Origin of the sequence: Myxococcus llanfairpwllgwyngyllgogerychwyrndrobwllllantysiliogogogochensis (genome assembly GCF_006636215.1) — a bacterium.
Taxonomy (GTDB): domain Bacteria; phylum Myxococcota; class Myxococcia; order Myxococcales; family Myxococcaceae; genus Myxococcus; species Myxococcus llanfairpwllgwyngyllgogerychwyrndrobwllllantysiliogogogochensis.
The window spans coordinates 1-12,521 of record NZ_VIFM01000312.1 but is presented as its reverse complement, the minus strand read 5'-3'; the positions used below and the strand labels follow the sequence as shown (position 1 = coordinate 12,521).

Here is a 12,521-nt window from a genome sequence, read left to right as displayed (position 1 = left end):
TGCGCTTCTCAGCGCTCCCTTGCTGGTGCCTTCTCAAAGATTGACTGCGGTTTCCGCAATCCTTCTCTTCTTCTTGGGCTTGCTATTTGGTTTTCAAAGACCGAGCCGCTTGTTTCATCCGCGACTTTTTGCTACTTTGTTTCCGTCTGCTGCTCGCCGTTTCCTGCCGGCGGGTCGCATCTTTTATTCAGGTCCGCGTCAGCTGTCAACTTCGCTTTGCGTCCCTTTCGGCGTCCTCCGAAGTCCTCAGCGCCGCCCAGTGGCTTCCGCTGTTTTCTTCGTGAGGGGCGCGGCTTCTATCTCTCCGCCGCATCCCGTGTCAACCGTTGCTTCGTTGACTCCCTCGCCGCCTCCGCCCTGCTTCTTCCGGGCTTCTTCGTCGGGGTCGCGGCTTCTACCACCGCCGCATCTTCTGTCAACTCGCTTCGCTGACCGCCGTATTTCCAATGTCGTTCTGAATCCACACGCCGAAGTGCTTCGCGCCAGTGCGCGGGCTTCGTCATGAGGGGCGCGGCTTCTACCACCGCCGCATCCAGAGTCAAACCGCTTCCGAGCCCCACCCCACCGTCAGCCCCAGCTCCAGTGCCGTCTCGCACGAGACGACCTCCAACCCCACCACCGCGACGCCCACCGGACCACTTCCTGCTGGCTGACCATCTATGGAGCGCTCCGGAGAATGTCAACTCGTGGTCACGAGCCGCTCCGGACACTCGAAATCCCACGAAGGCCCCATCCAGGGAATCCTTCAGGGACCCACGGTCCTATTCTGCGTGGTTCAGAGAACCCCAGCGCCATGCGCGCTGATTCCGAGACTGTTGCTGACGGAATCCACGGCTGCCTGCTCGTCGCGGAGGGCTTTTGGCCGCCCGCGCCTCGCCGTGAGGTGGGCGGCTTATCCACCAAGCGAAGGGACGGCGCAAGAAGTTTGCTGATTGTCACTTCAGCACCCTTCCCTGCCCCCTGCGCTCAGCTCCCTACGCCCAGCTTCAACCTCGAGACGTCCACCCGGCCACGACGACACCCCTCGGCCACCACCACCGCGCGCAGCTCGCTGTACGCGCGCTCGAAGTCATCGTTCACGACGATGTAGTCGTAGGAGGCGATTCCCCGCTCCATCTCCGAGCGAGCCGCCAGCATCCGGCGGCGAATCGTCTCATCGGAGTCCGTCTGCCTGTCCCGCAGCCGGCGCTCCAGCTCATCCATGGAGGGCGGGAGCACGAAGATGGTGACCGCGTCGGGGTGCTTGCGCTTGATGGCCTGCCCGCCCTGGACGTCGATGTCGAAGATGGCCACGCCCCGACGGGCGCGCGCGACATCCACCGTCGACTGGGGGCTGCCGTAGAAGTGGTTGTGGACCTCCGCCCACTCCACGAACTCGCCCCGTTCGATCTTCTCCTGGAAGGTGGCCACGTCCACGAAGTGGTAGTCCACCCCTTCCTGCTCCTTGCCTCGAGGGCGGCGCGTCGTGACGCTGATGGAGAAGTTCGCCTGCGGCGTCTCCTTGAGGAGCCGATGGGCAAGGGTGGTCTTCCCGGCCCCAGAGGGCGCGGAGAGGACGAGCAGTAGACCGGGCTGAAGGATGGTGGGTTCGCTCATTCGACGTTCTGCACCTGTTCGCGGATGCGCTCGACCTCGGCCTTCATCGAGACCACGCGCGCGGAGATCTCCGTGTGCTGGCTCTTGGAACCGGTCGTGTTCACCTCGCGGTGCATCTCCTGCACAAGAAAATCCATGCGACGGCCAGCGGGCTCGGTGCTCGCCATGAGGGCGCGGAACTGCTCGAGGTGACTCGCCAGGCGCGTGACTTCCTCGGCGATGTCCGTGCGCTCGGCGAAGAGCGCCACTTCCTGCGCCAACCTCTGCGGGTCCACCGCGACGCCCCGCGCGAGTTCCGCCACGCGCTCCGTGAGTCGCTGCTGGTAGTCGTGCACCGCGCGGGGAGCGAGGTGGGCCACTTCGCGGCTCCAGCCCTCAATCAACTTCAGTCGCGCATCCAGGTCGGCGTAGATCGCCTCGCCCTCGACGAGCCTCATCTTCTCCAGGGCTCCGAGCGCCTGCTCCAGCGCCTCCGTCACCGCGGGCGTCGCCGACTCCAGATTCACGCCCTTCTCCTCCAGGCGCACGACGCCCTGCTGGTTGGCCACCTGGGACCAGGCCACGTCCGCCGGGAGGCCCAGCTCCTTGGCCAGCTCCCGGAAGGTGCGCAGGTACTCGCGCGCCAGGTTCAGGTCCACCGTGGGCACTGTTCCCGTCGTCGTGGAGGACTGCCGCTTCACCAGCAGCTCCACCGAGCCACGTGCCAGCCGGTCCTTCACCTGCTTCGTGACGCTCGGCTCCAGCGAGGTGAGCTCTCGAGGCAGCCTCGCCTTCACCTCGCAGAACTTGTGATTGAGGGAGCGCAACTCCACGGAGACTTCTTCGTCCCCCACGCGCGCACGGCCCGCGCCAAACCCGGTCATGCTCTTCAGCATTGGGCGGTTGCTAGGGGCTTTCCGTCCGCAGGTCAAGCAGCGTGCTTGCACGCCTTTCAGTTCTGTGTAGGGTCCGCGCCGCGATGGCCTGGCACAAGCGGCTCGAGTTGTGGGCGAAGCTGGCGCTGGCGCTCGTGGCGTCCGTGTTGTTCTGGCGCCCCGGCCGCCGGCTCCGTCCCGGAAGTTCCCTCCCCGTCCCCCGGAAGGTGCTGCTCGTGCGGCCCGACAACCGCGTGGGCGAGGCGCTCCTCACCACCCCCCTCATGCGCACCCTCAAGGCCCATGTGCACCCGGTCCCCGAGGTGCACGTGCTGGTTCATGCCAAGGTGGCCCGCGTCCTGGCGGGGCACCCCGACGCGGACCAGGTCATCGCGTTCGACCGCCGGCGACTCTGGATGGGCCCCCTGGCCCCGGGCATCCGAGCCCTGCGCCGCGCGGGCTATGACCTGGTGGTCGACTGCGCCAACTGGGAAGCCCCCTCCGTGACGAGCGCCCTCGTGGCACGCCTCGCCGGCCCGCGCGCCGTGGTCATCGGGCCGAGCGTCTGGCCCGTGACTCGCCTCCACTCCCTGTCCGTCCCGGCCCGCGACGACAGCAGAAGCGAGGCGCTTCAGCGAACCCACCTGCTGACCCCTGTCACGGGCGGAACCCTGTCGCGGGGACTCTCCTTCCGCGAACCCACCATCAGCGCCCCGTTCCGTGCGTTCCTGGAAACGGACGCCACCACGCCCCGCGCTGTCATCAACCCGGGTGGCCGCCTGGGCCCTCGGCGCATTCCTCCCGAGGCCTTCGCCGCCGCGGCTCGCGCGCTCCTCGAAATCGGCCGCGTTCCCATCGTCACGTGGGGACCTGGCGAAGAGGAGCTTGCCCGCGCCGTGGTGGCGGCCGCGCCCGGCTCGCGGCTCGCACCCGCCACCAACCTGGATGAGCTCGCCGCGCTCATGCGAGCCGCCGGACTCACCATCTGCAACAACACCGGGCCCATGCACCTGTCGGTGTCCGTGGGCGCTCCGACGCTGGCGTACTTCCTCCGCATGGACATGGAGCGGTGGGGCCATGCGTATGCCCCGCACCGGATGGTCGACCTCACCAGTCTCGTCGATGGCGCGGGAGGCGAGGGGCTCGAGGCTCGTGCAGCCGAAGAGGCCCGCACCTTCGCGGCACAGCTCACTCGTCAGGCGCGTCCCACCTAGACATCCGCTCCTGGAGGAGGTGGGGCACTCCCTCTTCCACGGGCCACTCGCACCGACACCGGGGACAGCGGGCCTTCACCTGCTCTTCGTACGAGAGCACCGTGAGAGGCCCCTTGCACTGGGGACAGCCCAGCACCGCCATCAACCCCTCATCCAGCGCGGGCATGTCCTACTTCGCGCTCTCACGGCCGAGCCGGCGCGCCAGCTCCGTGGTGCTGTGGTCCTTCGGGTCTCCCGACACCGCCGTACGCCCACCGTAGGCACGCACTTCGTCGCCCTCGGGGATGCTGTCCGGCGTGTAGTCCGTCCCCTTCACATGCACATCCGGCTTCAGCGCTCGAATGATGACGCGCACGTTCGGCTCGTCGAAGACGATGACCCGGTCCGTACAGGCGAGCGCGGCGACCAGCTCCGCACGCTCGCCCTCGGGAATGTGTGGCCGTCCAGGCCCCTTGTACGCCCGCGTCGAGGCGTCCGAGTTCACCGCCACCACCAGCACATCCGCCAACTCGCGGGCGCCTTCCAGATAGCGCACGTGGCCCACATGCAAGAGGTCGAACACGCCGTTGGCGAGCGCCACGGTGCGGCCCTCGGCCTTCCAGCGCGCCCTCGCCTCCACCACCTGCTCGAGCGACTGAATCTTCTCCAAGGTGCTCATCGCGTGCTCCGCAGCTCCGCCAGCAGTTCGTCCCGGGACACCGTCGCGGTGCCCGACTTCTGCACCACCATGGAACCGGCCACGTTCGCCAGTCGCGCCGCTTCCCCGAACGAGGCTCCGGCCGCCAGTGCCAGCGAGAATGTCGCAATCACCGTGTCGCCCGCCCCCGTCACGTCCACCGCCGCCTTCGCGCCATGCACCGGGATGAGGTCCACCCCACCGTCAGCGTCGAAGAGCGCCATGCCGTGCCGCCCCCGAGTCACCAGCAGCGCACGACACCCCAGCCTGCGCACCGCCTCATGCCCCGCCGCCAGCAAGTCCTCCTGCGAGCGCACGGGACGTCCCGCCAACGCCTCCAGCTCCGGCTCGTTGGGCTTGCACACCGTCAGCCCCGAGAACGACGACAGCGCATAGCGACTGTCCACGCACACCGGCAGCCCATCCGCCGCCAGCTTCCGCAGCACGGCGCGCACCTCGTCGCTCAGCACTCCAGCGCCGTAGTCCGAAACGACCACCGCGTCCGCGTCCTTCGCGGCCTCCGCCACGTGCTTCGCCAGGGCCTTGCGCACGCTCGGAGGGAGCGAGGAGCGCTGGCCACGGTCCAGGCGCAACATCTGCTGCCGCGTCGTGCTCACGCCGCCCGCGAGGATGCGGGTCTTCGTCTCCGTCGCCAGACCGCGCCCACCCACCGCGTGGAGGCGTACCCCTGACTCGGAGAACAGGCGACGCAGCTCGCGGCCCATCTCATCCGCACCCAACATTCCGACGGCCGTCACCTGCCCCGTCAACGCACGGACATTGGCCGCCACGTTCGCCCCGCCGCCCAGCTTCACCTCGGCGGACTCGTAGCGGACGATGAGCACCGGGGCCTCGCGGCTCACCCGGTCCGTCTGCCCGTAGATGTAATGGTCTGCGACCAGGTCCCCCACCAGCAACACCCTGCGGCGCGCGAACGCGTGCGGCAGGCGAGAGGGCGGAGGCGACGAGCGAACGGGCGAGACTGCGGCCATGGCGGCGGTTTGTCCCACAGCCCTCCTCGTCTCACAAGTCGGCAGACGCACCCGACAGGCCAAGCGCTCGACGCAGATGGGACTCGCCCTCCAGCACGTCCACCCCCAGCCGCACCTTCCAGGCCGAGAACCCCACGGGCAGACGCACCGCGTCCTTCTCCGTCGTCACGACCTTCACCGCGCCCAGCTTCGCGGCTCGAGCTTCCACATCGCGAAGCTCGTCCACGGTGAAGCGGTGGTGGTCTGGAAAAAGGGCCGCATCCAGGACCTCCACGCCGAGGGACCTCAGGGTCTTCAGGAAGCCCCCCGGCCGACCGAGCCCCGCCAGCGCCAGCACTCCCTGACCACTCAGTGCCTCTGTCGGATGGAGCCCCCCAGAAGGGTCCACCCAGGCCGAAGGTCCATAGCGTGCGCGGACGCGGGGGATTCCCTCTCCCTCCGCAGGCAACCCCAGGGCCCGTGCGTCGAACGGTGCTCGGGGTGCCTCGCCTGCGCGCGAGACGATGGGGGACGCCGTGGCACCTGGGGGCGTCGACGTGCGGACCCAGAGCAACGTGGCTCGCCGGAGAGAAGAAGCCGGCTCTCGCAGCGGCCCTCTTGGCAACATGTGGCCATTGCCGAGTCCCACGGCTTCGTCCACCACGACGAGGTTCTCGTCCCTCGCGAGCCGCCGGTGTTGAAAGCCGTCGTCGAGCAGCACCGTGTCCAGACCGTAGTCGTCTCTCGCGCGCCAGGCGCTGGAGACACGGTCCGCGTTCACGAAGATCCTCACACTCGGGCAGCGGCTCGCGAGCAGCAACGGCTCGTCCCCCGCGTCCTCCACCGGAGGCAATGACTCCGCCCCCGTGAAGGTAAGGGGCTCTTGTGAGCGACGCCCATAACCTCGCGTGAGGATGCCGACCTTGCGGCCCTCGCGCACCAGCAACTCCGCGAGGTGGAGCACCGCGGGCGTCTTCCCCGTGCCTCCCACGTTGAGGTTGCCTACCGAGATGACGCGGAGGCCCTCCACTCGCTCGGCGCGAAGCATGCCCAGGTCATACAGCGCGCCTCGCAAGCGCACCGCCGCGCCATAGGTCCATGACAACGCGGTGAGAGGGGACAGCAAGGCTCGCCGTCCCCAGGGCTCGGGCGACGGCGGATAGAACACCCGCTCGATGGCGGTGGGTGACTCGGGAGCCTGAGCGCTCAAGACCTGGAGGCTCCGCACAAGGCGTGTCCCGACACGAGTCGCCGGGCATCATCAAGGGTCAGCATGCGCCCGCTACGCTATCAGCCCGCGCCATCACGTACGACCCGACACGTCAGCGCGGGCTCACCGAGCGCGCGTGCTCGCCACCTGCGCATACAACGCAAGGACATCGGCGGCGATGCTCGCATTCGTCGGATGAGCCACGGGGGCCCGTTGCCCCGACAGTGACGCGGCCACCACCGCCTCGGGCGTCGGCTCGACGACACGTGCATCCGCCAGCTCAGGCAGCGCGCCCTCCTCCACCGCCACGACTCGCACACCACACGCCCGGGCTTGAGCCGCCGCCCTCGCACTCCAGTCGTTCCCGAGCCCCAGGAGCCAGACCTCGTCCAAGGCCCTCAACCACCGCGCGAAGTCTTCTCCTTGCTGGTAGCCCGTGAACACCACCGCATCCGTCAGCCCCAGCGACGCCACCTGACTCCGCGTCGCCTCCAGCAACGCGCCATCCCCCACCAGGACGAACCGCGCATCCGGCCGCTGCTCGCGGTAGAGCGCGAAGGCCTCCACCCCCACGGCGTGCCGTCGCGACGGCTGGAACGTGGAGACCATCCCCACCAGGGGCGCGCCCTTCAGTCCCAACTCGCGCCTCGACGCCTCGCGGTCCGACTCAGGGCGAAAGCGCGGGTCCACCAACGCGGGAAGCACCCGAGCCGTCCTTCCTCGCTCCAACAAGCGAGGCAAGAGCGAACTCGCCGGCACCGTGTACGCATCCGCCGCGGGCAACGAGGAGCGGATGGAGCGCGGCGCATGAAGCGAACGGACCAACACCGCCCCCTGGGGCCGTCCCCACCTCGCCAGGAAGTGGTCATGGCTGAAGTGCGAGTGCACCACGTCCACTCGCCGCGCACGCAGCCGGCGCAAATCACTCCACACCCGCCAGGGCGGAGACTTCACCGACAACTCGAGCCCCTCGTCATCCAGCAGGCCCAGCGCTCGCAGCCGAGGCACCGCGGGCTCCTCCGCCGGCATCTCCTTGCGCCGACGGTCCACCGCCACCGTCACCTCGTGCCCGGCCTCCCGCTGCGCCAGCGCGAGCAACGCGACGTTCTCCGCCGGACCACTGAAGAAGGGACTCGCCAACAGGTGGAGGATTCGCATCCGACTACCGCCCGACCAGCGTGCGATACAGCGCTTCCAGCGCGTGCGCCTCGTGCTCCACGCCGCACCGACGACGTGCCTCCTCGGCCGCGTTGCGCCCCACTTCGCGCGCCCGCTCGGGCTCTCGCATCAGCATGTCCAGCAGCTCGCGCAACGCCTTCACGTCCCCTGGCTCGAAGAAGAAGCCCGTCCGGCCATGCTCGATGAGCGTGTCCAGATACGGCAACTTCGACGCCACCACGCAACAACCGGACGCCATCGCCTCCACATGCACCAGCGAGTACCCCTCCGCATAGGACGGGTGCACCAGCACGCTCAGGCCTCGATACCAGGGCTCGATGACCGACTGCTCCCCGGCCAACGAAACGCGGGGCTCGATGCCCGCGCGCAAGCCGTTCACCCAGTCCAGGTCCGCGCCCTTCGCCAACCCCACCAGCACCGCCTGCCACTCGGGGTGCTCGGGCAGCAACGGGCGCACCGCATCGAGGAAGTCGCCCTGCCCCTTCTCCTTGCGGATGCGGCCAATGACGCCCACCCCGAACCGTCCACCCTGCCCCAGCTCCTCCCACGCCCGCGCCCGGTCCTCAGGGGGATGGAAGCGCGTCAGGTCGATGCCATGCGAAATGACGGTCGACGGGAGCGCGATGACCTCCGCCACCTGCCGCGTCAACGACACCAGCGCGTCCGCGCCTCGCGCGATGAAGCGCGTGAAGCCGCTGGGCGCCACCGACGTGTGCCGCGTGAAGACCAGCCGCACCTGCCGACCCACCAGCTTCAGCAACATCCCCGCGAGCAGCTCGTTGTTCCGGTGGGCATGCCACACCACCGGCTCGGAGCGCGCCCGACGCAACAGCTCCGGCCAGGTGATTCGCGGCAGCCCGTCGCTCAGCCCAGAGCCGATGACTCGCGTCTCCGAGCCCGTGTCCTTCACCAACGCGGGGACCACCGACTCGACGTGGCGCGTGACGCCCGTGTACCGATTGTGGAAATGCGGGTGGACGATGAGCGTCATCGCGGCCCGGCCCTCCCATGGGGAAAGAGCGTCGTCATCGCCTCGGCGTTGCGCTCACTCGCGCCGGAAATCCGCCCCACCGTCTCCAAGGCCCGCGCACCCAGCTCCGCGACTCGACCCGGCTCTTCCAGCAACTCCGCGAGCCTCGCGTACAGCGCCTCCGCGTCCGCCACCAGGATGCCTCCCTGCCCCGCGAGCACCGCCACGCTGTCCTTGAAGTTGTCCATGTGCGGACCGAACAACACCGGTTTCCCCTGCCCCGCGGGCTCCAGGATGTTCTGCCCGCCCCGCTTCGTGAACGAGCCGCCCACGAAGACCACCGTCGCCAGCCGGTACGCCCGCGACAGCTCGCCAATGGTGTCCAGCACCACCACCTGCGCTCGCTCGGGATTCCCCTGGGAGCGAAGGCCGACACCCAGTCCCGCCTCCCGCGCCAGCGCCACGACGCGCCCAGCCCGGTCCACGTACCTGGGCGCAATCACCAGCCGCAGGTCCGGCCACCGCGCGAGCAGCCGCCGATAGACGCCGAGCAGCACGTCCTCCTCGCCCTCGTGCGTGCTGCCGGCAATCCACACCCGTGCGTCCACCGGAAGCCCGAGCGCCTCGCGCAACACGCCGTCCTCCGCCGCCGGCCCCGAAGCCAACGAGTCGAACTTCGTGTTCCCCGTCACCCGCACCCAGTCCGGCCGCGCGCCGAGACTCCGCGCCCGCTGCGCCTCGTCCTCCTGACGCATCAACATCAGGTCGAAATCCTTCAGCGGATTGCCGATGAGCCTGAACAACCAGCGGTAGCGCTCCACGTTCGCCGGAGAAAAACGGCCGTTGGTCATCACCACGCGCGCCCCACCGCGCTTCGCCGCGCGAATGAGGTTGGGCCACACCTCCGTGTACTCCAGCACCAACACGTCCGGCCGGAGCGCCTTCACCGCCCGGCGCGTCGCGCCCCACAAGTCATAGGGCGCGTACACCACCCCATCGATGTCCTTGGCGAGCCGGCCCGTCGCCATCGCATGGCCACTGTCCGTCATCGTCGACAGGATGAGCTGGCAGCCCGGGAAGCGAGCCCGCAAGGGACCAAACATGGGGGACAGCGCCAGCAGGTCTCCCGCACTCGCACCGTGCAACCACACCACGGGCCCGTCACCTCGCGGGGGCAGCGAGCCTCGCCCGTAGAACCCCAGCCGCTGCCATAGGCCATGACGCGTCTTCCGGTGCACGCAGAGCGCCGGGAAGAGCAGCGGGAAGAGAAGATACGTAGCGAGGATGTACAGGAGTCGCATGGACGGCTCCCCGGCCCTCTATCAGATGCCAGGCCCCCGAGGCAGTACACGCACGGGGCTCGGGACAATCCATGGTCGCCACTCGGAGCCAAAGAAGCGCCCAGGCCCCTTCACCCACACCTCCACCCGCACCACGCCTGGCCCCGTCAGCTCCACCGAGGTCCCGTCCTGCCCCAGGCGGCCTTCTCCCCACACCTCGACCCGGACCGTGTCCACGTCCGGAATGCCAGGCAGGCGCACGCTCAGCACGTCCCCCACCCGAGCCTCCCTGCGCTCCGGGTCCACCCCTTCCAGCACGAAGCCCTCGGGTTCCCCCAGGGCGCGGAAGGAACACAGGGCCCCCCCACTTCGCAGCGCCGCCGTCACCAGCGCCGCAGCCGCCTTCGCATCCGAGGGCAGGGGCGAAGGGACCCGCGCTGGCGGCAGGTACATCGCGAGGGAGCGAAACACGGACTCGTAGGACGGCAGGCCGTGGGCATCGTGCGCGCAGAACGCGAGCTGGGGCTGCTCGCGCGCGAGTTCCATGAAGCGCTCCCCGGGCTCGGGCTCCGGCGCCACGAGCACCATCACCCCGTGCATCGGGTTCGCGAGATAGGCGCCCACCGCTGGGAGCAACCGGCTCATCGGATTGCGCATCGCGTGCCGGAAGAAGGTGTCCGCGGAGTACAGCTCGAAGCCCTTCGCCTGACTCGCGCTCTCCGAGTCGGTCCATGGGTTGTGACGCTGCACCGGGTGCGCGAGCACCGTCGTCCCTCCCGCCGCGTGCACGGCGCGCACAGCCTCGCCCGAGGGCATCCACCGCTGCATGCCCTCCAGCGGGCGCTCCATGCCAAAGGCGATCAGGTGTCCCGCCGACGTGGAGATCTCCACGCCTGGAACCAGCAACACTCCGTCCACCCATGTGGGCGCCGGCGGGGTGAAGTCGTTGTGGTCCGTGAGCAGCACGAAGTCGAGACCGGCCGCCTTCGCCGCGCGCGCCACCGCCAGGGGACTGCCCCGTCCGTCCGAGCGCGTAGTGTGCACGTGGAACGCGCCTCGGACCCACCTCGGCGCGCCCTCGTTTGGCGGAACGACCGGGTACGTCGCGTACGAGGCGGGCAACGCGAAGAAGCCGCAGAGCCCCAGCACCAACGAGATCAGGCCCGCCAGTGCCTGGACAGCCTTGCCCGCGCCCTTGCGAAGTCGACTCATCCTCGGTACCGCCCGAGCACTTCGTCCCGTGCCCACATGAGCATCCCCGCTGCCTCGCGATGCGGGCTCGTCTCCGCCTCCGTCCGAGCGTGCCACAGGGCGGAGTACTGCTCGGCACTCGCCTGGCCCCGCGCGGGACGCCTACGGCGCGGGTTCATCCTCGCCACCGACCGAGCCCGGGACACATGACGCCGCTTACGACCCGCGTCCCGCTCACGCGGCGCCTCGCTCGACAGGTCCCTCCGTCTGCATCCGCCACAGTGCCGCGTAGCGCCCACCCTTCTGGAGCAGCTCCGCGTGCGTGCCACTCTCCACCGCGCGGCCCGCTTCCATGACGTGGAGCACGTCCGCGTTCACCACCGTCGACAACCGGTGCGCGATGACCAGGGCCGTGCGTCCCGGAAGCACCGCCGCCAGCGCGGCCTGCACTTCACGCTCGCTCTCCGGGTCCAGACTGCTCGTGGCCTCGTCCAGCACCAGCACCCGCGCACGCGCCAACACCGCTCGCGCGATACACAGTCGCTGCCGTTGCCCACCGCTCAGCGTCACGCCCCGCTCACCGATTCGCGTGTCGTAGCCCTGAGGCAAGGCCCGGATGAAACCGTCCGCGTTCGCGACCCTCGCCGCGGCCTCCACGTCCTCGCGCGTGGCATCCGGCCTCGCATAACGCAGGTTCTCCAACACCGAGCCCTGGAACAACAGCGGCTCCTGCGTCACCAGCGCGAGCTGCTCGCGAAGACTCGCCGCCGTGTACCGGTCCATGTCCACGCCATCCAGCAACAGGCGCCCCGCTTGGGGTCGCTCGAAGCGCAGCAGCAGCGTCGTCACCGTGCTCTTGCCACCCCCACTGCCACCCACCAACGCCGTCACCTGGCCCGCCTTCAGCTCCAGTGTCACCCCATCCAGCGCGGGGCGGTCACCGTAGGAAAAGCGCACGTCTTCCAGGCGAATGGACTCCGACAGGGGCGGCGCCGGCACCGCGTCCGGCGCATCCAGCACCGGGTGCTTCAAATCCAGCAGCGCGAACAACCGCTCACCCGCGGCCCCCGCCTGCATCGCGAACTGCGTCACCCGGCCCAGGTCCTTCACGGGCTGGTACACCAGGATGACCGCCGTCAGCAGCGAGAGCAGGGCCTCCGGCTCCATCAGTCGAGCACTCGCCGCGTAGGCCAACGCCCCCGCCAGCGCCGCCGCCGCCAGGACCTCCATCACCCCCGGCACCGCGCCTCGCGCCCACGCCGCGCCCACCACCGCGTCCTCGTGCGCCTTCGCGTGCGACGCGAAACGCGCCAGCTCCGCCGACTGCCCGTTGAAGGCCTGAATCGTCCGCAGCCCGCCCAGCCCCTCATGGAGCTGACC

Annotated in this window: 13 protein-coding genes; 2 read left to right on the top strand and 11 right to left on the bottom strand. The window is 69.2% G+C overall.

What is annotated here, in order from left to right; genetic code table 11:
* On the top strand, positions 1-432 hold a 432-nt coding region (locus FJV41_RS53235), incomplete at its 5' end, for a hypothetical protein (RefSeq protein ID WP_220137946.1).
* A 534-nt stretch (positions 433-966) separates the two neighbouring features.
* Here the strand turns inward: FJV41_RS53235 and gmk are convergent.
* Positions 967-1,596, bottom strand: a complete 630-nt coding sequence (gene gmk / locus FJV41_RS43025) for a guanylate kinase (protein ID WP_141648437.1) — start codon at positions 1,594-1,596, stop codon at positions 967-969.
* On the bottom strand, positions 1,593-2,471 hold the full coding sequence (locus tag FJV41_RS43020) for a YicC/YloC family endoribonuclease (protein ID WP_141648436.1): 879 nt from the start codon (positions 2,469-2,471) through the stop codon (positions 1,593-1,595). The genes gmk and FJV41_RS43020 overlap by 4 nt, the downstream gene beginning before the upstream one ends.
* Positions 2,472-2,554: 83 nt before the next feature.
* Between FJV41_RS43020 and FJV41_RS43015 the strand changes: the two genes are divergently transcribed.
* Positions 2,555-3,664: a glycosyltransferase family 9 protein gene (locus tag FJV41_RS43015; RefSeq protein WP_141648435.1), complete on the top strand. Its 1,110-nt coding sequence runs from the start codon at positions 2,555-2,557 to the stop codon at positions 3,662-3,664.
* Here FJV41_RS43015 and FJV41_RS43010 read toward each other — a convergent pair.
* From FJV41_RS43010 to FJV41_RS42970, 9 genes are all read right to left on the bottom strand, one after another.
* On the bottom strand, positions 3,639-3,830 hold the full coding sequence (locus FJV41_RS43010; protein ID WP_141648434.1) for a Trm112 family protein: 192 nt from the start codon (positions 3,828-3,830) through the stop codon (positions 3,639-3,641). The genes FJV41_RS43015 and FJV41_RS43010 overlap by 26 nt on opposite strands.
* Before the next feature lie 3 nt (positions 3,831-3,833).
* A complete protein-coding gene (locus tag FJV41_RS43005) occupies positions 3,834-4,322 on the bottom strand; it encodes an adenylyltransferase/cytidyltransferase family protein (protein WP_141648433.1) in 489 nt (162 codons plus the stop codon).
* Positions 4,319-5,332, bottom strand: a complete 1,014-nt coding sequence (locus tag FJV41_RS43000; protein WP_141648432.1) for a bifunctional heptose 7-phosphate kinase/heptose 1-phosphate adenyltransferase — start codon at positions 5,330-5,332, stop codon at positions 4,319-4,321. Before FJV41_RS43000 ends, FJV41_RS43005 begins: the two co-directional genes overlap by 4 nt.
* A 31-nt stretch (positions 5,333-5,363) precedes the next feature.
* Complete coding sequence (gene lpxK / locus FJV41_RS42995; protein WP_141648431.1) at positions 5,364-6,521, bottom strand: tetraacyldisaccharide 4'-kinase; 1,158 nt, start codon at positions 6,519-6,521, stop codon at positions 5,364-5,366.
* A 123-nt stretch (positions 6,522-6,644) separates the two neighbouring features.
* Positions 6,645-7,679 carry a glycosyltransferase gene (locus FJV41_RS42990; RefSeq protein ID WP_141648430.1) on the bottom strand — a complete coding sequence of 345 codons (1,035 nt, stop codon included), beginning with the start codon at positions 7,677-7,679 and terminating at the stop codon, positions 6,645-6,647.
* 4 nt (positions 7,680-7,683) lie between these two features.
* Positions 7,684-8,691 (bottom strand): glycosyltransferase family 4 protein, encoded by a 1,008-nt coding sequence (locus FJV41_RS42985; RefSeq protein WP_141648429.1) that lies wholly within the window; start codon positions 8,689-8,691, stop codon positions 7,684-7,686.
* Positions 8,688-9,971 carry a 3-deoxy-D-manno-octulosonic acid transferase gene (locus FJV41_RS42980; RefSeq protein ID WP_141648428.1) on the bottom strand — a complete coding sequence of 428 codons (1,284 nt, stop codon included), beginning with the start codon at positions 9,969-9,971 and terminating at the stop codon, positions 8,688-8,690. The genes FJV41_RS42985 and FJV41_RS42980 overlap by 4 nt, the downstream gene beginning before the upstream one ends.
* 21 nt (positions 9,972-9,992) lie before the next feature.
* Positions 9,993-11,162, bottom strand: a complete 1,170-nt coding sequence (locus FJV41_RS42975; protein ID WP_141648427.1) for a PHP domain-containing protein — start codon at positions 11,160-11,162, stop codon at positions 9,993-9,995.
* Between the two features lie 213 nt (positions 11,163-11,375).
* The coding region (locus tag FJV41_RS42970; RefSeq protein WP_141648426.1) for an ABC transporter ATP-binding protein at positions 11,376-12,521 on the bottom strand (1,146 nt) is incomplete at its 5' end.

Bases quoted from the DNA above. Each gene is read 5' to 3' on its own strand.
- FJV41_RS42990 (WP_141648430.1), bottom strand. From the start codon at position 7,679: ATGCGAATCCTCCACCTGTTGGCGAGTCCCTTCTTCAGTGGTCCGGCG.
- FJV41_RS42985 (WP_141648429.1), bottom strand. From the start codon at position 8,691: ATGACGCTCATCGTCCACCCGCATTTCCACAATCGGTACACGGGCGTC.
- FJV41_RS43020 (WP_141648436.1), bottom strand. From the start codon at position 2,471: ATGCTGAAGAGCATGACCGGGTTTGGCGCGGGCCGTGCGCGCGTGGGG.
- FJV41_RS42980 (WP_141648428.1), bottom strand. From the start codon at position 9,971: ATGCGACTCCTGTACATCCTCGCTACGTATCTTCTCTTCCCGCTGCTC.
- gmk (WP_141648437.1), bottom strand. From the start codon at position 1,596: ATGAGCGAACCCACCATCCTTCAGCCCGGTCTACTGCTCGTCCTCTCC.
- FJV41_RS43015 (WP_141648435.1), top strand. From the start codon at position 2,555: ATGGCCTGGCACAAGCGGCTCGAGTTGTGGGCGAAGCTGGCGCTGGCG.
- FJV41_RS43005 (WP_141648433.1), bottom strand. From the start codon at position 4,322: ATGAGCACCTTGGAGAAGATTCAGTCGCTCGAGCAGGTGGTGGAGGCG.
- FJV41_RS43000 (WP_141648432.1), bottom strand. From the start codon at position 5,332: ATGGCCGCAGTCTCGCCCGTTCGCTCGTCGCCTCCGCCCTCTCGCCTG.
- FJV41_RS42975 (WP_141648427.1), bottom strand. From the start codon at position 11,162: ATGAGTCGACTTCGCAAGGGCGCGGGCAAGGCTGTCCAGGCACTGGCG.
- FJV41_RS43010 (WP_141648434.1), bottom strand. From the start codon at position 3,830: ATGCCCGCGCTGGATGAGGGGTTGATGGCGGTGCTGGGCTGTCCCCAG.